Source organism: Paenibacillus sp. FSL H7-0716, from assembly GCF_038002705.1.
Lineage (GTDB): Bacteria > Bacillota > Bacilli > Paenibacillales > Paenibacillaceae > Paenibacillus_AQ > Paenibacillus_AQ odorifer.
This window is the reverse complement of record NZ_JBBODA010000051.1, coordinates 1-23,545: the sequence shown is the minus strand read 5'-3', so window position 1 is coordinate 23,545 and position 23,545 is coordinate 1. Positions and strand designations below refer to the sequence as shown.

Genomic DNA, 23,545 nt, shown 5'->3' with positions numbered 1-23,545 from the left:
ATTAAATATCGTTGTTATATGAATATGGTCTTAACTGTTAAAGTTTGTATTTAATTACCGATAGTCATTTCGACATATAGCGACAGTAATTTGACATTAAAGATATTACAATGCACGTAAGATCATTTACGAACCTATAGGTTCGTTTTTTATCCGAGGGAGTGCGACCAAAGTCGCCCTGCCTGTTCAATCTTTCTCAACGACCTTCCAAGTATATAATGCCTCCATAGGAACGCCTAGAATTAACGAAGCAGTATGCATGGCCTCAACACTCATAGGTTTACTATTGTCGCACCAATAATAAACCATACGTGAAGACCAACCGCTTCGGCGGGCAAATTCTGCAGGAGTCATTTCTTGGCTGTTCAGAATAGATTGCAGCAGACAGTTCCCACGGAAGGATCTGATCACTGCGGTAAGCCCCTTCGATTAAGTTGATGATTTCGAAGGAATTATAACACACTATACATCATGAGGTGAGGAAATGAGACGAATTGATTTGAACGATTTATCATTCGCTGCAAAATTAAAATCGGACTTAATGATACTACTCTGGGATCTTGAAAAGGAAAGTTTGCCTCAACAAGAAAATTTTATAGACGAGTTTCGTTCTGTTATTGGTGAATTTATTGAGTTTGAAAGCATTCTACAAGAATCCTTTAAACCAAATTCCTACAATTAGGAATATATAGGATATTGAAATAGGAACATAGGTTCGTGTATAATCCAATTATCATACATGAAAGGGTGATACTCATGGCAGCCGTTCCTAAGCCGTCAAAAAGCAAACAGACTGAAAATATCCGCCCAAAACTCGATGAGTTTACGCAAGAAGAGATTGCAGAAAAATTAAGAGAAGCACAGGAAAGTCACAAACCAATCTTTATCTCCGCTTGGAGACGTGAACCATTCAAAGGAGAAGTCATTGAATTAGATGGCCAGACACAACGCATACATATTCGAAGGGGATACGATGACACCGTTAAAATACCGTTTAAAGATATTCTTAAAGTGGATGACCCGGGGGAATAATCCCGGGTCTTTACTTTGTGGACTTTCCCACATCTTTCCCACAATAATTAAAAATCAGATACTTTTTTTGATGTAAACAATGTACACACTGGAATTAAAAACCGCGTCACTATGCTAATAAAATAATTAATGTAATCGCCGGACAACAGTGCCATAATGCAGGTGATTATGGAAAATATAGCGGTCCCGGAGCGAAAGCTACCGCGGATATGCTGCTTGCATATGAATTATATCCCTCGGCTTTTGTAAGCGCTATCCCTTTGCCTGAAAGTGATGGATCTACGCCAGATGTGCTGCTGGAATGCAAGGTGGAGCTCGATTGGTTGTTTAAAATGCAAGACTCTGCAACAGGTGGCGTATACCATAAACTGACTACGCTAAGCTTTCCTGGTCTGGATGTTATGCCTGAGGACGATACAGCAGACCTGTACTTCTCACCAATATCTGCTACTGCAACTGGGGATTTTGCTGGTGTTATGGCTATGGCTGCAAGAGTGTACGAGCCTTTTGATGCTGCTTATGCGCGGAAATGTCTGGATGCTGCGGGGGCAGCATGGGAATGGCTTGTTCAGCATCCCGATGCACCGGGATTTACGAATCCTCCTGAGATCAGCACTGGAGAATACGGAGATGGGGTCGATAAGGACGAGCGGTATTGGGCAGCGGCAGAGCTGTATCGTACGACAGGGAAAGAGGAATATCATCAAGCAGTTCTACAGCTAGCACAGCTGGTTTTTCCAAAATACAGTTTAGGCTGGGGCGATATGGGGGGCTATGGCACGATTGCTTATCTGTTAAATGGTGAGGAGCTAGCAGACCGTGCTTTATATGCCTCGTTAAAAGAAGGGCTTGTTGCTGAGGCGCAACGATTAGCGGAGCAGAGTCGTGAGGAGGGCTATAGGATCTCCTTAAAAGAGGAGGACTATATCTGGGGCAGCAATATGCTAGTAATGAACAATGCAATGCTGCTGCTGGCGGCTGAATATTTTAGTGGAAACTCCGGTTTTGCGGACTGTGCCTTAGATCATCTACATTATCTGATGGGGCGTAACGTACTGGATATCAGCTATGTTACAGGGTTTGGGGATCATGCCGTGATGAATCCGCATCATCGCCCTTCTGTTGGTGACCATGTGGCTGATCCGGTGCCAGGATTGGTGTCAGGGGGGCCAGATCGTGGGCTGCATGATGAATATGTAGTTGAGCATTTACAGGGAATACCAGCTGCGCAGTGCTTTGTCGATCATGAGCTTAGCTATTCTACGAATGAAGTGACGATCTATTGGAATTCACCTGCGGTGTTTGTTGTGGCCCGGTTTAATCAATAAAAAGCAATAGTTCGATTAGGGAAAGGCGTCCTGAAACTGGATGTCTTTCTCTTTTTTATAGCTGAAATGCTATAATACTAGACGGTATGATATTTTAGTAGGATGGTATTAGGAGGTAGGGGATTGAGTAGTATTTTTGAAATTCAAAGTCTTGCAAAACTTAACTGGAAAAGTAACGACCACACTTCGAAATATCTTTTCTCGGAAATCTCCGCAGACATAGCTGAATCGGACCGCATCGCACTGATTGGTGCTTCTGGCCAAGGGAAAAGTACACTCCTTAGAATTCTGGCTCTCTTGGATGCTCCGGATGAGGGAGATATGTTGGTAAATGGGACTTCATATAAAAGTATGGATGCGAGATTATGGAGGATGAAAATAGGGTTTGTAGCACAACAAGCGGTCATGCTGTCTGGCAGTGTGGAGGATAATTTAAGAACTGTCAGCAGACTGCATGACAAACCTTATGATCTTAAATTAGTGCAGCGACTAATTGGGCAATTGGGGCTGGAACATTTGGATTTAAGTAAAAAAGCGGCAGATTGTTCGGGTGGTGAAAAGCAGCGGATTTCTTTAATTCGATCCTTGCTGCTCCGACCTACGGTATTATTGCTCGATGAAATCACCGCTTCGCTCGATGTCAACAGCACTCAAATGGTTGAGAAGCTACTAGAGGATTGGCATAAGGAAGAAGGGACTTCGATGATTTGGGTTACTCATGATCTTAAGCAGGCGAGCAGAATAAGCACAACTACATGGTTTATGGGAAAAGGCAGGTTGGAACAGCATGTGAGCGAGTCATTTTTTGCTGAATCTGCGGAAGATTTGGCTAAAAGATTCGTTCGGCCTTCGGAAGGAGCGTCGTTGTTATGAGTTATACAGCACTAAGCTTCACGCTTCTGTTTGTATTAGGGACGATGTTGGTCTCCGTGTGGCAAAAGCTCGGACTGGAAAAAGATATCATTGTAGGCACAGTGCGGTCGGCCATTCAATTGCTTGCAGTCGGGTATGTGCTGCAATTTATTTTTAAATCGGATCAGATCATTTATGTAATTGTGATAATTCTCTTCATGATCAGTGTAGCCGCATGGAATGCAGCCAAAAGAGGCAAAGGCTTGCGCGGATTAGTCTGGAGAATTGGACTGGCTATTGCTACTATGGAACTGCTCATGATGGGCATTCTGCTCAGCTTACATATCATTGAGGCTACGCCACAATATATCATTCCGATTAGCGGCATGACCATTGGCAGTGCTATGGTGGTTTCAGGGTTGTTCATTAACCATATCAAGCATGAAATTCAGCAGAGCAAAGGGGAGATTGAAACGTTGTTGTCTCTTGGCGCAACGGTCCCACAGGCAATCCAGGAAGTTAGAAAAAGATCTGTAAAATTCAGCATGATTCCTACCATCGACGGTATGAAGACGGTTGGGCTTGTCCAACTCCCTGGAATGATGACCGGAATGATCATCGCGGGCGCAGATCCTGTAGTAGCTGTTCGTTATCAGATATTAATTGTGTTCTCGTTCACTGCCTCTGCTGCCATAACGAGTATGCTGCTCAGTGTACTGAGCTACAGACTCTTTTTCACGCCGGATCTAAGGCTCAAGCAAATAGTGGAGCAAGGCTAAGACTATTTCTCACAAGCGATTCCGTCTTTGTCACGGTCGCTTTTTTTATTGGCATTATAGAGTTCTTTTGATACGTAGGGTTTGTATTTCGTTTTGCCGCCTTTGTTCTTGGTTGAGCTGGAAATGGCTACTCCACCTTTGTAATCTTTGTTTAGCTCCGTGCAGTTTTTGTAGGTTTTGACCTTGGATTCTGCGCTTGCTGTATTCAAGGTAGCGACGGATAGACTGAGCAGCAGGCCTGCTGTTAGACAAATGTTTAAGATTTTTTTCATGGGAACATCTCCTATAAAAATCTAATGGAATTGATGATTGTATACTATCGTTGTATTTTATATTACCAGTTTAATTCATTGAGGTATACATTATTGGTGGATTTGGAAACCGTGTACATATTTATGAGTGAAGTGGGGGAATAATTAGATTCAATTCACATGTAGTTAACAGGCTATGAATGAGGTGATTCTAATTAACAAAAAGAAAATGGCGACTGCCCTAATTGCAGGATTGTTGCTTCTGCCGGGAATGGCCATGGGTGCATCAGCCCCCGTTACTATGACTCACGTTAATGGAGAACTGCTATCGGCTATGCCCAAGCGAGCTCCGGAGTCTAGGCGCATTATATTACCTTCTGCAATTCAAGCATCAGAGCTTTACGGGTTCGGATTGCAGCATCGTAATGCCTCAATTCAATATTCGATCTTCTCCAAAGACTTCAAAAAGATTATGTATCCGCGGTTTGTCGAACTAAACTGGGTGACGGGTGTCTCTAGCCCTTGGATCACGAACTACGAGGTCACTAAAGAAACGATAATTAACAAGAATTCAGAGGTCATAGAAATGCGTCTGGATACTGCGACTTCAAGTGGACCAGCACCTTCTATACTTTTGACAATCTCACTTGTGCAAGAGAAGAATAGCTGGGTAATTACCGGAGTGACATCGGACCCCGAGCTGCCGCGTGGCGGATTGCCCAGGAAGTAGGTTGGTTATGTATAGGAAAAAGAGCAAGCGTAGTAGGGGGTTCCCATACGCTTGCTCTTTTTTTGATTCGAAAGCACAATCGTTTAGTTCACGCAGCCTGTGTCTCCACAAATGATCAGTGACAATGTTCAGCTCAGAGTGACAGTACCAACTCAAAGTAGCAAGACTATCTGAGAGTGACAGTGGCATGGCTAACTCAGCGTGGCAATGTTCAGCTCAGCGTGGCAATGTTCAGCTCAGAGTGGCAAGGCTAACTCAGGGTGGCAGTGCAGCTCAAAGTGGCAAGGCTAACTCAGCGTCACAAATCATCAGGGACAATGTTCAGCCTAGAGTGATAATACCTGCTCAGCGTCACAAATCATCAGCTTACGTTGGTGATTACTTAAGAGACCTCACTTCACAGATCGTTACGGACTGTATTGCAGCTATTTAGGCATTATGGTCGTTCTGGCGAGAGTTTCGGACTGTATGGCTCTTATTCCCCTCAAATCACGCATTATAGGAGGACATTTGGGTGAATAGCTGCATCTGAGTCCGATAGCATGACTAAATCGCCGAAATTATGAAAATAAGAGCTCCTCGGTCCGAACACCGCCAAACTCTAGTGTATTTAAAGTCGCAATGTTCAGTTCAGCGTGATAATACCTGCTCAGCGTCACAAATCATCAGCTTACGTTGGTAATTACTTAAGAGACCTCACTTCACAGATCGTTACGGACTGTATTGCAGCTATTTAGGCATTATGGTCGTTCTGGCGAGAGTTTCGGACTGTATGGATCTTATTCCCCTCAAATCACGCATTATAGGAGGACATTTGGGTGAATAGCTGCATCTGAGTCCGATAGCATGACTAAATCGCCGAAATTATGAAAATAAGAGCTCCTCGGTCCGAACACCGCCAAACTCTAGTGTATTTAGAGTGACAATGTTCAGTTCAGCGTGATAATACCTGCTCAGCGTCACAAATCATCAGCTTACGTTGGTAATTACTTAAGAGACCTCACTTCACAGATCGTTACGGACTGTATTGCAGCTATTTTGGCATTATAGTCGTTCTGGCGAGAGTTTCGGACTGTATGGCTCTTATTCCCCTAAAATCACGCATTATAGGAGTACATTTGGGTGAATAGCTGCATCTGAGTCCGATAGCATGACTAAATCGCCGAAATTATGAAAATAAGAGCTACTCGGTCCGAACACCGCCAAACTCTAGTGTATTTAAAGTCGCAAAGTTCAGCTCAGAGTCACATAGCCCAGCTCAGCTCGCCCCAGCTCAACGCAAAAACCCCAGCTCAAGCCACAACAGCTACTAGACTATCCAGCTGTTTAGCGACTAATCTCTTCCCGCCTTCACCATCAATTCCGCCAGCATTTTGGGTTCGGTTCGAACGGTGGTCATGTGATCTCCTTTGCCCTCGATGAAGCGGAAAACGCCTAAATGACTGGATTGTGTAGGATGGAATCCGTACGGACCTTGCGGTATCGCGGTGTCCTCCGTTAGATAAAGATAACTTTTGGGAATCTGGAGACTGTAAAATTTCTTGAGATCAAGCTTTTCGAAAAGTGGACTTGCTGGCTCAGGAGGAGCTTGTTTGTAAAAAGCTTGCGCTTCCGCAAGACTGGCGGTGTTGACGAATGTATCCCGGAAAAGAGGGAAAGGGAGCGTTATGGTGTTATTGCCGGAATTATCTCTCAGCTGTTCAAAGTACTTCAGCGAATCAGCTGGAAATTGGTCCGCCACACTTTGCCCATCCAGCGGTGCGAAGGCGTCGAAGAATACCAGACGTTTAATTCGATCCGGTACTTGCTGAGAGACGGTTTGGATCACCGAACCACCAAAGCTATGTCCGAGCAGAATAATATCCTTTAAGTCTTTTTGCTTGATATAGTCGACAACAGATTGTGTGATTTGCGCATGCGTTACATTATTGTTTTTGTTCCCGCCATGTCCGGCATATTCCGGAGTATAGACGGTGTGTCCTAAGCTGCGAAGTGCGGCGGCCGTTTGATCCCAAAAACCAGCAGTAGCCCAAGACCCATGAACTAGAACAAATGTAAGAGGCGCTTGTTTCGCTGCTGTTTTGTTATTGGCGGCCTCAACCGTGGAGCTGAGATTCATAGGCTGGAAACCCATAATTGTAAAGACAGTGATACATAACGCTAACACTATTTTTGTGCGAATCGATTTCATACTGTGCCTCCTATGTGGGGTGAGAGTGTAGTACTTAGAGGATGCCCCGTTTAGAAAAGAAAGATGAATTTTTATCAGGAGTAGTGAATCTCCGCACCTAGGCATAGGCAAACGCATATCTTGTTTTTAGGGAAAGCAAAAATTTATAGCAACAGAAAGGTAGGAAAAAAAGTGACTTCATACATGGACTATACGTCCCCCAATACAGAGTTTACTTTTGATGTGAACACTAATACACTTTTTAAAAAAGATGCCAACAACTTCATTAACTTGCTGTCGGTTAAACAATTGAATACGCTCGAGAACATATCGCTGCTGGATATTTTTCTTAGCAAATCAAATGTGGTTGAACCTCATTATCATCAAAATGCTGCAGAGCTTGTATATTGTATCTGCGGTTCAGCGGTAGTGTCTTTAATCAATCCGTTCACAAATGAACTTCTGCATTTTCCGATTTGTCCGGGTCAAGTGGCAAATGTGCCGCAAGGTTGGTGGCATTATGAGATAGCTACTGTCGATAATACACATCTGCTCGCGATTTTTGACGCACCTATTCCTGAGGTTATCTTAGGTTCGGATATTCTTAGCAAAACCCCGGCTAATGTATTAGCCCATACTTACTGCTTAAATGAAGCTAAGGTAAAAGAAGCTTTAGCTCCAATCAAGCCTGGAACCTTCATCGGCCCTCCTGCTGACTGCTGCGAAGAAGATAAAGTAATGGGCAGCAGCAACATGGCTCCTAATATGGCCCCTAACATGGCTCCGAATATGCAAGCCAATGTTAAACCAAATATGCATCCTAATATGCAGCCAAATATGAATCCATACGCTCATATGCAGGCACAACCTATCCCGATATCTTCACAAATGCCTCCAGCTACACAAGCCTTTAATTATCAGCCATACCCGATGCAAGGGTACTATACGCAGGGTTATGATCAGCATTATCGCCGACAACCCTATGTACAGCAGCAGCCGCATTACCAGTATCCGAATAACCAAGAGTAAACTAAAAAAACCTCCCGGAATTCTAGATTCCGGGAGGTTTCGTTATTGAATCTAAGATAAACGGACAAGTACTCTTCCTCTAAGGTTTCCTTGTAGAATATCTTCCAATGCTTGCGGTAGCTCGTTTAACGTGACTTCACGATCCACGAGGTTCTCCAACTGACTTGGCTTCAGATCGCTTGCCATTCGTTTCCAAGCCTTCTGGCGAAGGTCTGCAGGACATTCCACAGAATCTATGCCGAGAAGGTTAACGCCCCGAAGAATAAACGGAAGTACTGTAGTTGGGACTGAAGTGCCTCCGGTTAAGCCACTTGCAGCTACAGAACCTCTGTAGGTGATTTTACTCAAAACTGCGGCAAGAGTGTCACCACCCACCGAATCTACTGCGCCTTGCCATAATTGTTTGTCCAAGGGTTTGCTGGCGCCGCCAATGACCTCTTCACGTGAGATCACGTCTTCGGCTCCTATACCTCTAAGGTAATCGGCAGCTTCAGCGTTACCTGTGCTTGCCACTACGCTATACCCTTTTGCGCCAAGCATGGCAATAGCAGATCCACCTACACCGCCGGTAGCGCCTGTTACAAGTACTTTGCCTTTGTCCGGGGAAACGTCATGATCTTCCAGGGCTAGTATGGACAAGGCGGCTGTCAGTCCTGCAGTACCGTAGATCATAGCTTCTTTAAGCGTCAGGCCGTCGGGAAGGGGAGTGATCCAACCTGCGGGAATACGAGCGTATTCGCTAAAGCCACCAAAGTGTGATACGCCAACACCATATCCTGTCGCAATGACTTGCTGCCCTTTATGAAACCGCCCGTCTGTGGAAGATACCACAATACCGGATAAATCTATCCCTGGAATAAAGGGATATGTTCTTAGAATTTTACCGTTTGGAATACTGGCTAAACCGTCTTTATAGTTTACACTGGAGTAAGCAACCTTAATTACAACTTCTCCAGCTGGCAGATCCTCTAGGATAACCGGTTTAACAGCTACGGAGAAGGAAGATTCTGTTTTGTCGACAACTAATGCTTGAAATGATTCTGTCATAAGTGTGAGCTCCTTCAATTACGTTATAGGTAAGACATGTATATAATATTTATTCTGCCCGGTCAACTTGTGATTGTCTATGATATAGCGCAATTGTTTATTAAGGTTCCGTTAAATCGCGTGATAGAGGGTGAAGCTTATGAAATGGAAAAATTTAATGATTACAGTCTTAGCGGGTATCACATTAGTCTCACTTGGTTTTAATGGATATTCTTTTTACAACAAGCCACCAAAAAAGACTAACCCAACTACTAAGGAGCTAGTTCAAACTATGGGTGAGATTTCAATCCAATCTAACTCTGAGAGCGGAGTGCAGGGTGAGAGTGTGGAGGAACTGAAAAAAATTGTTTATAAGTTACCGCAAGTGGAGAAAAAATTAGCTTTTATAAAGGCAATAATCACAGAAGGGAATACGGTTTATCTGGATCTGGATGAGGTGGAATGGTTCGGTGGAGAGGCGGCAGAAATTGCAGCTAAAGAAGACGGTGTACTAGAACCCGAATCATTACCTAATGGATTCTATATCAGAAACGCAAGCGAAGAAATCAAGCGGGTTAAGCTGGAGACTGATGTAACTATAGCTGAACTAAACGGGGCGAGACATCAGCAAGTGGACTATACGAGTTTTATTAGCGAAGAGCTAATGGATAGATTATTCCATCTGACATTTGTAGAAGGTAAGGTTGTTTTGCTAGAAGAGCAGTACAGACCTTAGTGAAGGAGAACAACTAGAAAGGGCTAAAGGAGAAAAGGAATCGGCAGGATGCTCTACAGCATGCAGAGAAGGTAATGAAGAGTAGAAGAGCTTACGGTTTGTTTATGCTTACATACACTTTAGATTATGATGAATTTTATTTTTATGGGAAAATGCCTCTGTGCCCGTAGCTACCATACAGGATGTATTTGGATCGGGTGCGGATGGGAATACTGTAAGAAGAAAAATTTTTCGTTGATCTAGTTAATAGGCGGAAGATATGTTTAAATGGGAAAGTATAGTATTTTTTAAATAATAGGATTGAAGAAAGAGAGGCTAATTCATGTCGATTGCGACTACAATGATTATCAGGCTCGAAATTCGGAAATCGGTTGCATCTTTTGGCGATGTTGCTTCAGGAATTGCCGCAGCTGGCGGAGATATTGTTGCTATTGACGTGATACGTGCAGGGAAGGATGTCACTACCCGAGATATAACAGTGAATGTGCAAGACGCAGCTAATGGAGATATTATCTCAATATTATCGAAGATGCCGGGAATTAAAATAATCAACGTGTCGGATCGGACATTTCTGGCTCATCTTGGCGGGAAAATCGAAATCACACCTAAAATGCCAATTAAAAATCGGGAGGATTTATCCTTAGTGTATACTCCGGGGGTAGCCCGGGTATGTACAGCGATTGCCGAAGATCCCAGAAAAGCTTATTCTCTGACGATGAAAAGAAATACAGTTGCAGTCGTTTCGGACGGCACTGCTGTACTTGGACTAGGGGATATCGGTCCGGAAGCAGCGATGCCTGTCATGGAAGGTAAGGCGATGCTGTTTAAGCAATTGGCGAACATTGATGCTTTTCCGCTGTGCTTAAATACCAAAGATCCGGATGAAATTATCAATATCGTAAAAGCAGTTTCTCCTGGCTTTGGAGGGATAAACTTAGAGGATATAAGTTCACCACGCTGCTTTGAAATCGAACGCCGGCTTGCGGAAGAGCTGGACATTCCGGTATTTCATGATGATCAGCATGGAACATCCGTGGTGGCTTTTGCAGGACTTTTGAATGCGCTTAAAGTTGTAAATAAATCTATTGAAAATGCACGGATTGTTGTTGTGGGTATTGGGGCGGCTGGGGTGTCCATATGTAATCTGCTGCTGGCAGCGGGCGCGCGTTATATTTATGCGGTTGATCGTGAAGGCGTTCTCAGAAAAGATCTCCAGTATGATAATCCGGAATGGCAGAAGCTTGCTGCCGCAACCAATCCTGAGGGAATTGAGGGTGGAATAACGGAGGTTATACGAGGGGCAGATGTCTTTATTGGGGTGTCCCGTGGGGGAATTCTGACCGTGGATCATCTTAAAAGCATGGCCAGTGATAACATCGTTTTTGCGATGGCTAATCCTACACCGGAGATTGAACCAGATCTGGCGGAACCTTTTGTTCGTGTTCTAGCGACAGGCAGAAGTGATTATCCGAACCAGATCAACAATGTGTTATGTTTTCCGGGTATTTTCCGTGGCGCACTGGATTGCCGGGCTAGAACTGTGAATCTGGAAATGAAGCTGGCTGCGGCAAAAGCCATTGCATCGGTCGTTCATCCGGATGAACTCAATGAGCAATATATCATCCCAAGTATTTTTAACGAAAAAGTAGTTGAGCAGGTGCGCCTGGCAGTAATCCAAGCGGCTATATCCACGGATGCAGCACGCCGGATTCCTAAAGACGTAGCAGCTATAACGGAATAAGATTTATACGATAAATGGACTGCTTTGCTTACTTAGAGAGCAGTCTATTTGTTTTTATACTTGGAGGAAAATTGCCCGAATTGCAACTTTAAATCCATTTAAAGGTGAGGGAATGTATGAGAAGAATTCATATTATGGGAGCCTCAGGGGTAGGAACGAGTACTTTAGGTTACGAATTAGCTAAAGTGTTGCCACATGTCCAGTTAGACAGTGACGACTATTTTTGGGAGCATAAATTCACTAAGCAGAGTGAGGTCAATGAGCGATTGGCAAGAATTACAAGGGATTTGACCCATATGGAGCCTTGGATTCTAAGCGGTGCGGTATGTGGCTGGGGAGATGGCCTTCGACCATTATTCGATTTGGTTATTTTTCTAGGACTTCCACCGGAAATTCGTTTAGATAGATTAAGAGCCAGAGAGTACGAGAGATATGGTGATCATATTTTGCCTGGCGGAAGTAAATACGAAGCATATCAGACCTTTATGGAGTGGGCGGCATTATATGATGTTGCTGGAGTTGAAGTCAGGAGCAAAGTGCTGCATGAGAAATGGATGTCCGCACTGGAATGTCCTGTTTTACGAATAGAGGAAGATTTATCGGTTGGAGAGCGCGTTGAGATCGTGTTGAGATATTTACAAATGAGTATAAGTGATACATAGATTTAAAAGGGGCTCTGAATGTCTAAGCAAATAGGAGTGTAGTTCAATGAAGATAGGTTTAGTGAGGCACTTTAAAGTGGACAATTAACCGAGGCGCGGACGAATATCTGGGGAGAATTTTAACGCTTGGGTCGAAGCATATGATCGAGCGCTTAGAATGCGATTTTGGATCAGCAAATGTGTTAGTAGTTACCCATGGAGTTTTTATGAAGGTGTTGGCGCAGCAGTTGGTCCAAAGAGGTTATAATGGAAAGCGTATATCTCATCCACGGAATGGTGGACTATATGTGTATGAGCAGGGCTGTTAATTTAAAAGAAAGCAGGATGAACAATCATGGTTGTTATAAAAGAAATAGAAATAGAATCTCTTCCTGAACTGGGGAATTTATATCAAGAGCTGATGAATAAACCGTCTGACCTTAATAAGCTTGAAGAAGTATTTAAAGTGGTTAAGGCGGATAACCGCTACATTCTATTGGGTGCTTTTGTAGAGGGGAAGCTACTAGGGTCTTTGATGGGCATCGTGTGTCAGGACTTAGTGGGGGACTGCAAACCGTTTATGGTGATTGAGAATGTGGTCGTTTCAGCGCGGGCACGCCGTCAAGGCGTCGGCAAAAAACTTATGAACGCCATTGAACAAGCGGCCCGGGAAAGAGACTGCTACTATATCATTTTAGTCTCCGGTGAGCAGCGGAAGGAAGCGCATGTGTTCTATGAATCGTTAGGTTATAGAGATGAAAAGGTGGAGGGATACCGAAAACATTTAAGCTCCCATTAAAAACACAACAACTTTCTAGGAGGTTTTTAACCTGCAAACATTTTTTAAATATAACAGGATGGTCCGTGAACAATGGTATGAGTGGTGTGCGAATATTTCTGAGGAGGAGCTGCTCGCAACACGTATAGGTGGTGTAGGCAGTATACTTAAGACGCTTTTTCATATTGTGGATGTGGAGTGGAGCTGGATTCAAGTACTGCAAGGAAAACCGGATTTTCAAGAGGATTTTGAGCGGTACAAGACTTTGCAGCAAGTACGAGAATTGGATGCAAAATTCCATACAGAGGTGGAACCCTTTGTAACGGCTTGGCATGAGGGGCTGGAGCAGAGGATTTTTGAGGATCACCTTCCGGATGGCAGGATCGTGACTGATGCCTGGGGTGAGGTAATGCGCCATGTGATTGCTCATGAGATTCATCATGTCGGGCAATTATCGGTCTGGGCTAGAGAGATCGGAAAACCGCCGGTTTCCGCTAATCTGATTGGCAAAGGGCTGATAAACAGCCTGCCTGACAAGGCATAGACAAGCTATTCAGCGTATATTCAGATTCATATTTTACAATCTCCTTGAACTGCGAAAACATAAATCTGTACTTCAAGGAGGATTACACATGGTGAAGAAGAAAAATTTGCTGAGAAAGTTCATGTCAGCTACACTAAGTCTCGCTATCGTCTCAACGGCGTTTGGTGTTGCTGGAAACACGCCCTTAGTTAGTGCGGCGGATGCAGGTGTAACGAAAGCGTATGAATCCCTGTTCGCGGGTGACAGAATCATTGATGTAAAGTAACGATTGATGATGCGGATTGGAAAAGTATATTAGCAAGTCCCCTCGAAAAAGAATACAAAAAAGTTAAGGTTGAAGTTGACGGGAATGTTGTTGAAAATGTTGGATTTTCTACTAAAGGGAATCTGACGTTGAAATCTGTAGCCAGTATGACAGACTCGGACAGATACAGCTTCCGGCTGAAATTTGATAAATATGATAAGAAGCAAACGTTACTTGGTCTTGATAAAATGGTACTGAACAACAATTTTTCGGACCCTTCGTATATTCGTGAATATTTACATTACGAAGCGCTCCGTTCTGTTGGTGTGGATGCACCTTTGACTGTGTTCACGAATCTGTATATCAACGGAGAATTATATGGTTTTTATGTAGGTGTGGAAGCGATAGATGACAGCTATCTAGAACGTACCTATGGAGAAAATTATGACGATGGTGTTTTGTATGATACAGAAGAAAAAAGTTATCTGCAGTACAAAGAAGGCAGTGACTACGAAACGATAACTTATGATACAGGTAAAGAAGATGATAAAGCTTCGTTAAAGAACTTCATCAAGGTGCTGAATGAGATGCCTGCCGGTGAGAAGGGTTCTATTGAAAGTGTGCTAGATGTGGATTCTGCACTGAAGTATATCGCTGCTAATGCTGTATTGGGGAACTATGACAGCTATAACGGGGATAAAGGTCATAATTATATGTTGTACGGGGATGCATCCGGTAAATTTAGTGTACTTCCATGGGATATGAACATGTCCTTTAACGGGTATTCTGGTGGCGGAGGCGGCAGAACAGGGACAACAGATACAACAGATACAACAGCTGCTGCGGGCACAACTTCTACATCGGCAACAACCATCGCAGCCAATACCAACGCAGTAACTGCATCAATTGATAATCCTACACTTGGGATAAGTTTAGATCAGGTCCCAATGATTGCTAATCTGTTGGAAGTGCCTGAATATAAGACTAAATACCTGAAATATGTATCTGAGCTGGTTGATTATTTGGAAGGAATTCAGAGCAGAATTACTGAATTAGCTACCTTAATCAAACCTTACGTTCAAGCAGACCCAACCAAATTTTATACCATGGAACAATTTGAAAGTAATGTTACTTATTCAGCAACAGGTGAGATGGGTGGTAGTGGAGGAATGACTCCACCAGCTGGGATGGAAGGTATGACACCTACTGAAGGGATGGAGGGCATGACACCTCCGGATGGAACGACACCGCCAGCACGTCCTGATAATACAGGGACTGCGACTGATGGTAATCCTACACCACCAACAGGAAACGCTGGAGGCGGGGGACAAGGTATGGGCACAATGGCTGCAGGTTCGATTATGACCTTTGCGCTGAACAGACTTGCTAATCTGCAAGGCCAGCTAGGACTTAATGTCACACCTCTACCCTCTGTAACTACAACACCATCAACAACTAATCCGAACACGACGGGCACTAACGGAATATCCGTATTTTTAAACGGAACAGCGGTCAGCTTTGCAGATCAGCTTCCTGTGAATAAGGATGGCCGGGTGCTGGTGCCAGTGAATGCAATCTTTAATGCTCTGGGTACTACAGTAACCATGGATCAAACGACTAAGAAAATCACCGCAGTAAAAGACAATACAACGATCGTAATGGCCATTGGCAGCAAGACTGCTTACATCAATGGCAAAGCGCTCACACTCGACGTTCCTCCACAAATTATCGGAAATCGGACACTGGTTCCGGTAAGATTTATTTCCGAGGGATTGAATATGGATGTGAAGTGGGATGCAGGAACTTCTACAGTTACAGCTACGACTAAAACAGCAGCTTAATAATTAGCTTTATCACACATATGCGGAAATCCGGGGTAACCTCTGGATTTCCGCATTTTTTAATTCAAGCATATCAACTTGTGCTGCTAGAGAGCAGTGGCGGAAACCAGACATGACGAAGATCAACCCAACCCTGGCTATTGAAGCTAACCCCGCGGACAGAGGGGAGATAAGCTGTCTGAGTCGGCTTTTCATACAAAATATGTAGGTGGTGCTCTTCAATCAGACGGTTCTCGATGATACTGAAACTTTCCGCTCGGGCCACCGGATTAGGTTCGCGTGCGATGGTATATAACCAGCCTTCAATATCCGCTCTAGTATGCGGTTCAATATGCTTAGAGAGTGTGAGGTATAGATCAAACAAACGAAGTTGTTCATCCTCGTCACGAAATAATGAGAAAACAATCAGGTCAGATTCCAGCCGAATCGGACCTTTAAATTCCTCTGGAGACACGGAAATGACATTGCATTTATAACCTTGTTGCTCTAGTCTAGTGGCAATAAAATCAGCATCGCCAGCATATTGTGGAATCGTAGAGATTTGCAACGTGATTTCTTGATCTTTTATCACTTCCTGCTCGAAGGACGCTGAGTCGTCTTTTAAACAGGAGACTATTTTTGCCCGAAGCAGGGGATCGCTTAGCGGTCCCTTTTTTTGCGTATTGCAGGTGACGAATTTCCGAATGGAAGACTCCGAATGAATTCGGCTCCAGGTCGAAGAACTGGCGGATGAGGGATTCTGAATCACGTGAAAAGCAGAACCCGTATCAGAGGATGACGTTTCGGTATCCCACGGGACATAAAGGATTTCAACCCGATCTAAATGAGCCCGTCCTTGAAAATAATTAGGAAAAACCTCCAGCACACAAGTGTCCTCGGTCATATCCACAACCTTAAAGGGGCCAGTCCCCACGGGTCTACGGCCAAAGCTCTGCTCATCCATTCCTTCTAAATCACGCGGTACAATTGCAGCTCTGCTCGTGCACAAAAATGGCAGAAATAGTTCATTAGGCTGCTTAAGCGTAATTTGAACGGTGGATGGATTTAATGCGGTGACCCTCTGGATTTCTTTGAAAATATAGCTATAGAGTGTCCGTTTAGAGGTTTGCATCAACCTTCCCAGGGAATAGACTACATCCTTGGCTGTCAGCACTTTTCCATGATGGAATAACACCTCTTTGCGTAGAAAAAAAGTCCAGAGCGTCCGGCTCTCATCGACTTCCCAGGCGTGAGCCAGACAGGGAACAATTTTGTCCCGTTCACCGCTTCGTTTCACTAACCCGTCGAAAACATGGCTGGAAACAAATGACTCTGCCAGCAGATTCATATATAACGGATCGAAGGTATGTAGCTGCTGGGTAATAGGCAGCCGGAGAGTATCAATTTGTTTGTCACTACGAATTTCAGAATGATGCCCAAAATAGGTCAGCAGCCAACCCTGCAGTGTATCCTGTAGTGAGGTGGAGCTGGCATGGGTTTTGATGCCTTCTATAGCGTTGTGGACATCTTTGCGGCTAATCGCCTGCATCATGGATTGAAGGGCTATTTCTTCGGAGGGAACAAGAAATTGCAGCAAAGAGCGGCTTCCCCGCCCACGCTTAGGCGTCCATTTGATCCATTCCTGCAACATCATTTTATTCACAATATGCATGGCATTGCGGTGTGTACAGCCGAAAATCAATGCCAACTCATCCATCGTCACTGAGATTTCTATGGCTCCCCCAAAATGAGATTGCAGCTTTAAAAATTGGCTATGCAGCTTCATTGTTTTGGTTCCTTTCGGAAAATAGGAAATTATAAATAAATTCTTTCTCTTTTTTTTCTTATTTTATCACGTAAAATAAGGATGAGAAAGTAAGAAAATGGGGGTAATTACCATGACCGAGGAAATGGAAACGGGAACGAGCACGGGACTTAGGCTTAATCGATCGCTTGCTGCTTTGCTTGCCGCGTTCTTACTGGCAATAGTTCATCAGTATTTATTTTATGGAAAGCTGGCGGGCCTATCGTATCCAATCTTTGTGTGTCTGTTCTATGCGTTCATGCTTTATTATGCCAAGGCTAAAATCCGCAAGCTTAACAAATTCAGTTACTTCTGGTTTGGAGCGATTTTTCTGCTTTCATTAACCTATTTATTCTTTCATAATTTTTTCTTCTTTGGGCTGAACCTGCTGGTGATCCCGGTGTTGATTTTATTACATACGACTTATTTGCTTAGTGATAAACGGCCGGCTTGGAGCCGGCTTGGATTAGTGGGGAACACACTGGAGCATGTGCTTCCACAGAATTTCCGCCATTGGAGCACTGTGTTTACGATCATTAAAAGGACTGGCGGCAGTAAGATGAAGGACGAGCGTAAGCAGGTCATGGGGAAAGTGCTGATAGGACTTGCGATCTCTTTTCCAATATTGCTGGTTGTGGTTACTCTGCTGTCCTCAGCGGACGGAGTGTTTCATCATGTACTGCTGGAGCTGCCGAATGTTCTGGATCGGATTTCATTTGGGGAAAGTTTTGTGCGGGTGCTGTGGATTATCCTGCTGGGCATGGGCTTGTTCGGCTTAGTGTGGGGGTATGTGGATTCGAAAATTTATGACTGGAATATGCAGCCTAAGGAATATGGTCCAGTACTGGCGCCTGTAAGCTTTAAAATGGATCCGATAATTATGACGACGATTCTTATAGCCATTAACACGGTATATGTATTGTTTGTTTTCGTACAGTTTTCTTACTTGTTTGGAGCATGGGAAGGGATTTTACCAGAGGGCAGCTCATATGCTGATTACGCACGTAGTGGATTTTTTGAGCTGATTATGGTGGCTGCGATTAATTTCGTGATTTTGCTGCTGGCTTTGGTATCTGAAGGAAAAAGAAGTGGAGGGCTGCAAAAATTCATTAATGTCCTGCTCTACATTCTGGTTGGTTGCTCGACAGTGATGCTATATTCCGCCTATACCCGTCTGACTCTATATGAAGAGGTGTACGGCTATACCACGACTCGGTTTTTAGTGCATGCATTTATGATATTTATGGGCTTATTGTTGGTGGTTGCAGCCTTACGGATAGCTGTTCAGCGTGTGCCATTGGCGAAATGTTATATTGTGCTGGGCTTGATCTCCTACGTCGTCATGAACTATATCGGGATGGATGTTATTATCGCTAATAAAAATATGGATCGTTATGCGGCAAGTGGCAAATTGGATGCCAATTATTTGGTCCGTTTATCTCCGGAGGTCATCCCTTCTCTGATAAGGTTTAGTGAACAGGAAGATGAGATGCTGGATGATTTTTTAAAGAATGAATGGAGAGAACTCAATAAGCGTGAGCAGGCATGGCAGTCGTTTAATTTCCCGCAATATCTGGCGCAGCGTGAGCTGGCTGAATATTTTGCACAGTAAAGGTAAGAAGAAGGTGTGAGGTCAGTGAGGAAGAAGCCATTTAAAAGAGGCTGGTCATTTATCATCATTTTTATTACGGTAGGTTTAAGTTACGGGATTTATCATATCTATTTATACAATGCGCCCAAACAAAATCATTACTCGCGTGTTTCCAGCACCAATCTTGAACAGGAAAGTCTGGGCGGCATTCAGCTGCTTCAAAGCCTTGATTCAATCGCTAGGGAACCTAAGCCAAATAATGATATAGAGCGGTATCAGTATTATGATCTGGGTCACGAGACAACAATAGCCACAGCACGTGGTGATGATAAGATCATTCTAATCAGCGTCTATTCCGATCATACGGTGAGTACGGCAAGAGATATTCATATTGGAGCTTCAGCAGACGAAGTGATCAAGGCTTATGGCACTTCTTATTATAAAAGAGGGGAGCAAGGGGCTGAGATTCTCGGATACGTGGATAAAATCAACCATCGGAGTATTGAATTTTGGCTGCAGGATCAGAAGGTAGATATGATTCGTTATTGTGTGGATTCTGTTGTAATGTAAAGTGTCATAGGAAAACCTCATTAAAAAGGACATATGTCCTTTTTTTGTGGGGTATTCTAAATTACACTGGAGCAAACAATAGAGGGGGCACTACATGCAGACGATAAATGACCGTGAGGCTGTCCGTGCCTTGGCAGTGAAGAACGGTCTGGACGGAATATTTAGCCCGCTGGTAACGCATAAAATGGAGTTGAGACGTTACGCGGATGAAGAAAAGCTGTGTTTGGTTGGCGATCAATTGGATGGGATGTTCATATTGGTTGAGGGCAAGCTCAAAATTCAGACCTTGCTGCCAAATGGCAAATCTATGCTGGTGCGGTTTACAAATCCGATATCTGTGATTGGGGATGTAGAGCTGCTTCACCGGTTCCCTGTTAAGAATCAAGTGGAGTCTGTGGGTGAGAGCTTGATTCTTTTTGCAGGGAGAAGACTACTCCTGAGAGAGCTTGAGGAAAATACAGCGTTGTTACGTTTTCTCGTCGGAGAACTTAGTCACAAATTGCATACGCTAGGTCAAGCCTCAGCACTTAACCTGTTGTATCCTGTGGAGAATCGATTTGCCAGTTATTTAATGTCTTTATTCGCGGATAAAAACGGTGACCGGCGAGTGGAGGAGATTCGGACCTCAAGTCTTATTGAGACAGCAGAATTGCTTGGCACAAGCTATCGGCATCTTAATCGAATCGTACGTCGTTTTATTGATGAAGGAATCATTACACGAAATCGTGGACGCTTAAGTGTACTGGATGAATCGAAGCTGGCAGAGCTGGCTAACGGAAATTTATACGAATAAAAAGATCTCAAAAGACCATTAGTTCCTGCCCTCGGCCGGAAATAGGGGTCTTTTTGTTTTTTTTAAGCAAACATTCAGTTCAAATTCAGAGAGGCTTAAGGGAGAGCTAGTAGGATAAAAGTACCAAATAGACCTACATACATAGAGAGATGAGGAAAAACGATGGTGAAAAGTATCCGTGGAAAAATAGTCTTAGGATTTACTGCTGTGATTATAGTCTTTCTAGTGGCGATAGCCGGAAACACATTGTTTCAGGGGAAGGTTACCCAATTGACAGATCAGGTTAATCGTAACTGGGACAAGCTGTCACTTGTTCAAGGTTTAACGGATAAGATTCGTACCGCAGATGAGCTGGGTGCTCGTTATGTGATGAGCAACACAGATGATGAGCGGAATTCCTATCTGGCGCAGTATGAAGAAATGCTCCCATTGATTGAAAATGCTATTACAGAGCTGGAGAGTGCCCGATTAAGTGAAGCTGAGTTAAAGGGTGTAACTGAGCTGAAGAGCAAATGGAATGATTATTTAATCGTTCTGAAGGAAGCTTTTGCCTTAGCTAAGGAGGGCAACTTCCCGGAAGCGCAGAAGAGATTCACGAACCTGTCATTAGACGCTATGATTGAATCTCAGATTGTGTTTCAGAACATGCTCATGGAGGAAATAGAGAATGGACAAAGCCTGGCAAATTCGCATCGTAACAACGCTTTGATTACTAGCTTTGGTGTGACCGGATTGTCGGTAGTGCTCGCGGTGATCCTTGCGCTGCTAATTTCTGGACGGATTATTAAACCGCTTCGTGATGTGAACACTCAGTTGAAGGAAATTGCAGATGGGGATGCCGATCTTACCCGCAAGTTAAGTGTTCGTTCTAAAGATGAGATTGGTGAACTGGCGTTTAACTTTAATAAAATGACAGATAATCTGGGCACGATGATTGAGCAGGTAAAGTTATCAGCGAATAGTCTCGCGAGTTCCTCTACAAAGCTTAGGTCAGATAGTGGAGTGACGGCAGGCGCCACAGAACGAATATCGGATATTATGGGTGAAGTCGCTTCTGGAACAGCCAAACAGATGAATGATTTGCAGACTAATACAATTACAATCTCAGAAATATCACTAGGAATCGGCCAAATTGCTGCCAGTGTCCAGGACATCTCGGAAGCCTCCCATCGCTCTGCGGCATTTGCCATTACAGGAGATGAATCCCTTCAGGCCGCTGGGCAGCAAATGGAATCGATTAATCACTCCATACAATCTTTATCACAGCAGGTCCAAGGTTTTGTGAAGCGATCTCAGGAGATTGGCAGTATTGTAGGAGTCATAAAAGGAATCGCTTCGCAGACGAATATGCTGGCCCTAAATGCGACGATTGAGGCAGCTCGTGCTGGTGAGCAAGGTAGAGGTTTTGCTGTGGTTGCCGATCAGGTCCGTAAGCTGGCAGAGCAGTCCGCGGAATCCGCCAATCAAATTGCAGAAATGGCGACTGGGATCCAAAGTGAAGCAGATGATGCCATGAAGGTGATGATGAGCAGCATACGTGAAGTAAAGGGAGGTACGGAGATTATCGAAGAAGCGGGACGTTCCTTCGGTGAGATTCGATTATCTATAGATTCACTCGCCGAACAGGTTCAGGAAGTATCTGGAGCCGTAGAGGAGATTACGGCGGCTGCGGATGAGATTGTAGAGTCAATTCGTAACGTTACGCAAATCTCGGAAACAACCGCTGCGAGTACTCAGCATGTGTCAGCAGCCTCACAAGAGCAAATGGCTTCGGTCGAACAAATTGCATCCTCTGCAAGTGAATTAAGTACAATGGCGCATGGACTGCAAGGGTTGGTAGCTAGATTTAATGTATAACACGAAGCGTCGGAGAGTTAAGGGGCAATATAGTCCCCTTGGCCTCTCCGGGGCTTTTTTTGTTGAACGTAATATCCCACATACAAAGCATAGAAATCGCCATCGACGGCCATCTACCTATAACTTATATTATTAGCGTTATTAGTTAGCTTGTATCCGTAATCCATCATTTCAAATGTAGGAGGCGAATGTTTATAAAACTACTGTTTTGAAAGCGCATCCTTTCTGCTGTATAGCTCCACAAAATTTTGGGAGGTGGTTATTCAATGATAGCAGCTTCTAAAAGATTTACCGGGAAGACGGCAGTACTTTATTGTTTGATTGTTATATTATTTGTAGGTCAGTTAGGATTATATCCCTCGGTGAGTTTAGCCGCGGGGAATTTAGCCCAAGGGAAGACTATTACTTCAAGCTCCTTCGGTGATGTATACGTAGCAGCCAATGCTAATGACGGCAGCCAAGGAACGTATTGGGAGAGCGCAAGCGGTGTTTTTCCGCAATGGATTAAAGTCGATTTAGGGGCAGCAAGCAGCGTGAATCAGGTTGTGCTAAAGCTGCCAACGAATTGGGAAACAAGAACTCAAACGTTAGCGGTGCAAGGGAGTACAGATGATGCAGCTTACAATAACTTAGTAGATTCCGCCAATTATACATTTAATCCAACGAGTGATTCCAATACAGTGACCATCAGCTTTACAGCTGCGAATGTCAGATATGTGAAACTGAATTTCACATCCAATACGGTCTGGCCAGCAGCACAGTTAGCGGAGTTTGAGGTTCATGGTAATACAACTACAAATCCATCCTCAGGATATGAAGCGGAGAATGCTGCATTATCCGGTGGTGCCAAGGTTAACACGGATCATACAGGTTATACAGGTACAGGATTTGTTGATGGTTACCTAAATCAAGGTGCTGCGACTGCAATTAGTGTTAATGTGGCTTCTGCTGGTAACTACGATGCTACATTAAGATTTTCAAATGCATCAGGCAGTACAAAAACCATCAGTGTTTATGTGAATGGAACTAAAATTAAGCAAACCTCACTTGCGAATCTGGCCAATTGGAATACGTGGTCAACAAAAATTGAGACGCTGGCTCTGAATGCTGGCACTAACACGATTACTTATAAGTACGATGCAGGAGACACTGGAAATGTGAATCTAGATAATTTGAACGTCACTCCAGCTTCTGCTACAACACCAACTCCGACGGCAACTCCAACACCA

Annotated in this window: 24 protein-coding genes and 1 pseudogene; 20 read left to right on the top strand and 5 right to left on the bottom strand. The window is 43.9% G+C overall.

Annotation, left to right across the window (positions count from 1 at the left end; genetic code table 11):
- Nucleotides 1-186: 186 nt before the first annotated feature.
- Nucleotides 187-411: a helix-turn-helix domain-containing protein gene (locus MHH60_RS31145; protein WP_076139039.1), complete on the bottom strand. Its 225-nt coding sequence runs from the start codon at nt 409-411 to the stop codon at nt 187-189.
- A 73-nt stretch (nt 412-484) separates the two neighbouring features.
- Here MHH60_RS31145 and MHH60_RS31140 point away from each other — a divergent pair, with 73 nt between their 5' ends.
- The 5 genes from MHH60_RS31140 to MHH60_RS31120 all read left to right on the top strand — a co-directional run bounded on the left by MHH60_RS31140 (nt 485) and on the right by MHH60_RS31120 (nt 3,991).
- Nucleotides 485-682 (top strand): hypothetical protein, encoded by a 198-nt coding sequence (locus MHH60_RS31140; protein ID WP_076139038.1) that lies wholly within the window; start codon nt 485-487, stop codon nt 680-682.
- 74 nt (nt 683-756) lie between these two features.
- Nucleotides 757-1,032, top strand: a complete 276-nt coding sequence (locus MHH60_RS31135; protein ID WP_076139037.1) for a YolD-like family protein — start codon at nt 757-759, stop codon at nt 1,030-1,032.
- A gap of 122 nt (nt 1,033-1,154) precedes the next feature.
- Nucleotides 1,155-2,360 (top strand): glycoside hydrolase family 9 protein, encoded by a 1,206-nt coding sequence (locus tag MHH60_RS31130; RefSeq protein ID WP_306082434.1) that lies wholly within the window; start codon nt 1,155-1,157, stop codon nt 2,358-2,360.
- Nucleotides 2,361-2,483: 123 nt separating this feature from the next.
- Entirely contained in the window at nt 2,484-3,233 is a 750-nt protein-coding gene (locus tag MHH60_RS31125) for an ABC transporter ATP-binding protein (RefSeq protein ID WP_232061291.1), read from the top strand.
- Nucleotides 3,230-3,991, top strand: coding sequence for an ABC transporter permease (locus MHH60_RS31120; protein ID WP_076139036.1), 762 nt, complete (start codon nt 3,230-3,232; stop codon nt 3,989-3,991). The genes MHH60_RS31125 and MHH60_RS31120 overlap by 4 nt, the downstream gene beginning before the upstream one ends.
- Before the next feature lie 2 nt (nt 3,992-3,993).
- Here the strand turns inward: MHH60_RS31120 and MHH60_RS31115 are convergent, their stop codons facing one another.
- Nucleotides 3,994-4,263: an excalibur calcium-binding domain-containing protein gene (locus MHH60_RS31115; protein ID WP_076139035.1), complete on the bottom strand. Its 270-nt coding sequence runs from the start codon at nt 4,261-4,263 to the stop codon at nt 3,994-3,996.
- 175 nt (nt 4,264-4,438) lie between these two features.
- Between MHH60_RS31115 and MHH60_RS31110 the strand changes: the two genes are divergently transcribed.
- The gene (locus MHH60_RS31110) at nt 4,439-4,972 is read left to right on the top strand and encodes a hypothetical protein (RefSeq protein ID WP_076139034.1); all 534 of its coding nucleotides are present in this window, start codon (nt 4,439-4,441) and stop codon (nt 4,970-4,972) included.
- 187 nt (nt 4,973-5,159) lie between these two features.
- Nucleotides 5,160-5,405, top strand: a complete 246-nt coding sequence (locus MHH60_RS31105; RefSeq protein WP_076139033.1) for a hypothetical protein — start codon at nt 5,160-5,162, stop codon at nt 5,403-5,405.
- 900 nt (nt 5,406-6,305) lie between these two features.
- On the opposite strand, the gene MHH60_RS31100 is transcribed toward MHH60_RS31105, so the two are convergent.
- Complete coding sequence (locus tag MHH60_RS31100; protein WP_081389196.1) at nt 6,306-7,163, bottom strand: alpha/beta hydrolase; 858 nt, start codon at nt 7,161-7,163, stop codon at nt 6,306-6,308.
- A gap of 171 nt (nt 7,164-7,334) precedes the next feature.
- Here MHH60_RS31100 and MHH60_RS31095 point away from each other — a divergent pair.
- Nucleotides 7,335-7,922 (top strand): annotated as a pseudogene (locus tag MHH60_RS31095) (cupin domain-containing protein); the annotation flags it as partial.
- Between the two features lie 300 nt (nt 7,923-8,222).
- Here the strand turns inward: MHH60_RS31095 and MHH60_RS31090 are convergent.
- Nucleotides 8,223-9,218 carry an acrylyl-CoA reductase family protein gene (locus MHH60_RS31090; RefSeq protein WP_076138767.1) on the bottom strand — a complete coding sequence of 332 codons (996 nt, stop codon included), beginning with the start codon at nt 9,216-9,218 and terminating at the stop codon, nt 8,223-8,225.
- Between the two features lie 139 nt (nt 9,219-9,357).
- Between MHH60_RS31090 and MHH60_RS31085 the strand changes: the two genes are divergently transcribed.
- The 7 genes from MHH60_RS31085 to MHH60_RS31055 all read left to right on the top strand — a co-directional run bounded on the left by MHH60_RS31085 (nt 9,358) and on the right by MHH60_RS31055 (nt 15,722).
- Nucleotides 9,358-9,933, top strand: a complete 576-nt coding sequence (locus MHH60_RS31085; RefSeq protein ID WP_076138766.1) for a hypothetical protein — start codon at nt 9,358-9,360, stop codon at nt 9,931-9,933.
- Nucleotides 9,934-10,255: 322 nt separating this feature from the next.
- Entirely contained in the window at nt 10,256-11,674 is a 1,419-nt protein-coding gene (locus MHH60_RS31080) for an NAD-dependent malic enzyme (protein ID WP_076130640.1), read from the top strand.
- 116 nt (nt 11,675-11,790) lie between these two features.
- Nucleotides 11,791-12,336: an AAA family ATPase gene (locus MHH60_RS31075; RefSeq protein WP_076138765.1), complete on the top strand. Its 546-nt coding sequence runs from the start codon at nt 11,791-11,793 to the stop codon at nt 12,334-12,336.
- Nucleotides 12,337-12,670: 334 nt separating this feature from the next.
- Nucleotides 12,671-13,114, top strand: a complete 444-nt coding sequence (locus MHH60_RS31070) for a GNAT family N-acetyltransferase (protein WP_076138764.1) — start codon at nt 12,671-12,673, stop codon at nt 13,112-13,114.
- 31 nt (nt 13,115-13,145) lie between these two features.
- The gene (locus MHH60_RS31065) at nt 13,146-13,637 is read left to right on the top strand and encodes a DinB family protein (protein WP_076138763.1); all 492 of its coding nucleotides are present in this window, start codon (nt 13,146-13,148) and stop codon (nt 13,635-13,637) included.
- 88 nt (nt 13,638-13,725) lie between these two features.
- Complete coding sequence (locus MHH60_RS31060; RefSeq protein WP_256715252.1) at nt 13,726-13,902, top strand: hypothetical protein; 177 nt, start codon at nt 13,726-13,728, stop codon at nt 13,900-13,902.
- 146 nt (nt 13,903-14,048) lie between these two features.
- Entirely contained in the window at nt 14,049-15,722 is a 1,674-nt protein-coding gene (locus MHH60_RS31055; protein ID WP_256715251.1) for a CotH kinase family protein, read from the top strand.
- A 73-nt stretch (nt 15,723-15,795) separates the two neighbouring features.
- Here MHH60_RS31055 and MHH60_RS31050 read toward each other — a convergent pair whose 3' ends face one another.
- Nucleotides 15,796-17,487: an ABC transporter substrate-binding protein gene (locus MHH60_RS31050; RefSeq protein WP_076138761.1), complete on the bottom strand. Its 1,692-nt coding sequence runs from the start codon at nt 17,485-17,487 to the stop codon at nt 15,796-15,798.
- Between the two features lie 112 nt (nt 17,488-17,599).
- On the opposite strand from MHH60_RS31050, the gene MHH60_RS31045 reads away from it, so the two are divergent.
- The 5 genes from MHH60_RS31045 to MHH60_RS31025 all read left to right on the top strand — a co-directional run.
- Nucleotides 17,600-19,117, top strand: a complete 1,518-nt coding sequence (locus MHH60_RS31045) for a DUF4153 domain-containing protein (RefSeq protein ID WP_076138760.1) — start codon at nt 17,600-17,602, stop codon at nt 19,115-19,117.
- Nucleotides 19,118-19,141: 24 nt separating this feature from the next.
- Nucleotides 19,142-19,666, top strand: a complete 525-nt coding sequence (locus MHH60_RS31040) for a hypothetical protein (RefSeq protein WP_076138759.1) — start codon at nt 19,142-19,144, stop codon at nt 19,664-19,666.
- 94 nt (nt 19,667-19,760) lie between these two features.
- Nucleotides 19,761-20,459 (top strand): Crp/Fnr family transcriptional regulator, encoded by a 699-nt coding sequence (locus tag MHH60_RS31035; protein ID WP_036683474.1) that lies wholly within the window; start codon nt 19,761-19,763, stop codon nt 20,457-20,459.
- A gap of 162 nt (nt 20,460-20,621) precedes the next feature.
- Nucleotides 20,622-22,316 (top strand): methyl-accepting chemotaxis protein, encoded by a 1,695-nt coding sequence (locus MHH60_RS31030; protein WP_076138758.1) that lies wholly within the window; start codon nt 20,622-20,624, stop codon nt 22,314-22,316.
- A gap of 266 nt (nt 22,317-22,582) precedes the next feature.
- On the top strand, nt 22,583-23,545 hold a 963-nt coding region (locus tag MHH60_RS31025), incomplete at its 3' end, for a galactose-binding domain-containing protein (protein WP_341161201.1).

Coding starts and splice junctions, on each gene's coding strand:
- MHH60_RS31050 (WP_076138761.1), bottom strand. CDS start 17,487: ATGAAGCTGCATAGCCAATTTTTAAAGCTGCAATCTCATTTTGGGGGA.
- MHH60_RS31085 (WP_076138766.1), top strand. CDS start 9,358: ATGAAATGGAAAAATTTAATGATTACAGTCTTAGCGGGTATCACATTA.
- MHH60_RS31055 (WP_256715251.1), top strand. CDS start 14,049: ATGACAGACTCGGACAGATACAGCTTCCGGCTGAAATTTGATAAATAT.
- MHH60_RS31110 (WP_076139034.1), top strand. CDS start 4,439: ATGAATGAGGTGATTCTAATTAACAAAAAGAAAATGGCGACTGCCCTA.
- MHH60_RS31115 (WP_076139035.1), bottom strand. CDS start 4,263: ATGAAAAAAATCTTAAACATTTGTCTAACAGCAGGCCTGCTGCTCAGT.
- MHH60_RS31070 (WP_076138764.1), top strand. CDS start 12,671: ATGGTTGTTATAAAAGAAATAGAAATAGAATCTCTTCCTGAACTGGGG.
- MHH60_RS31035 (WP_036683474.1), top strand. CDS start 19,761: ATGCAGACGATAAATGACCGTGAGGCTGTCCGTGCCTTGGCAGTGAAG.
- MHH60_RS31120 (WP_076139036.1), top strand. CDS start 3,230: ATGAGTTATACAGCACTAAGCTTCACGCTTCTGTTTGTATTAGGGACG.
- MHH60_RS31090 (WP_076138767.1), bottom strand. CDS start 9,218: ATGACAGAATCATTTCAAGCATTAGTTGTCGACAAAACAGAATCTTCC.
- MHH60_RS31100 (WP_081389196.1), bottom strand. CDS start 7,163: ATGAAATCGATTCGCACAAAAATAGTGTTAGCGTTATGTATCACTGTC.
- MHH60_RS31030 (WP_076138758.1), top strand. CDS start 20,622: ATGGTGAAAAGTATCCGTGGAAAAATAGTCTTAGGATTTACTGCTGTG.
- MHH60_RS31135 (WP_076139037.1), top strand. CDS start 757: ATGGCAGCCGTTCCTAAGCCGTCAAAAAGCAAACAGACTGAAAATATC.
- MHH60_RS31140 (WP_076139038.1), top strand. CDS start 485: ATGAGACGAATTGATTTGAACGATTTATCATTCGCTGCAAAATTAAAA.
- MHH60_RS31105 (WP_076139033.1), top strand. CDS start 5,160: ATGGCTAACTCAGCGTGGCAATGTTCAGCTCAGCGTGGCAATGTTCAG.
- MHH60_RS31075 (WP_076138765.1), top strand. CDS start 11,791: ATGAGAAGAATTCATATTATGGGAGCCTCAGGGGTAGGAACGAGTACT.
- MHH60_RS31045 (WP_076138760.1), top strand. CDS start 17,600: ATGACCGAGGAAATGGAAACGGGAACGAGCACGGGACTTAGGCTTAAT.
- MHH60_RS31060 (WP_256715252.1), top strand. CDS start 13,726: ATGGTGAAGAAGAAAAATTTGCTGAGAAAGTTCATGTCAGCTACACTA.
- MHH60_RS31080 (WP_076130640.1), top strand. CDS start 10,256: ATGTCGATTGCGACTACAATGATTATCAGGCTCGAAATTCGGAAATCG.